This is a genomic window from Pseudomonas sp. KB_15, assembly GCF_052114525.1.
Classification (GTDB): Bacteria; Pseudomonadota; Gammaproteobacteria; order Pseudomonadales; family Pseudomonadaceae; genus Aquipseudomonas.
In genome coordinates, this window is record NZ_JBFREX010000325.1 from 1 (window position 1) to 382 (window position 382).

Genomic DNA, 382 nt, shown 5'->3' on the forward strand with positions numbered 1-382 from the left:
GACCGTGATCGATCCGCACCTGAAATGGCAGTTGCGGCGCAAGCTCAAGGAAATCCATCACGAATTCCGGCTGACGCTGATCTACGTGACGCACGACCAGACCGAGGCGCTGACCTTCGCCGATCAGGTGGTGGTGATGTCGCGCGGCAAGGCGGTGCAGGTGGGCGCCGCCGATGCGCTGTTCGAGCGGCCCGCGCATACCTTTGTCGGCAATTTCATCGGCTCGCCGGGCATGAACTTCCTGCCGGGGACGTGGCGCAACGGCGCCATCGAGGTGGCCGGGCGCCGCTACATGCCGGAGCTGCCGGCGGGCATCGGCGCCGCGCTGGAGGGCGCCGGCACCTTCAAGGTGGGGGTGCGGCCCGAGTACCTGCAACTGGCC

At 67.8% G+C, this 382-nt stretch carries 1 pseudogene; it reads left to right on the top strand.

The features are described 5' to 3' along the window. Window positions 1-382, top strand: a pseudogene (locus AB4Z35_RS31105) (ABC transporter ATP-binding protein); the annotation flags it as partial.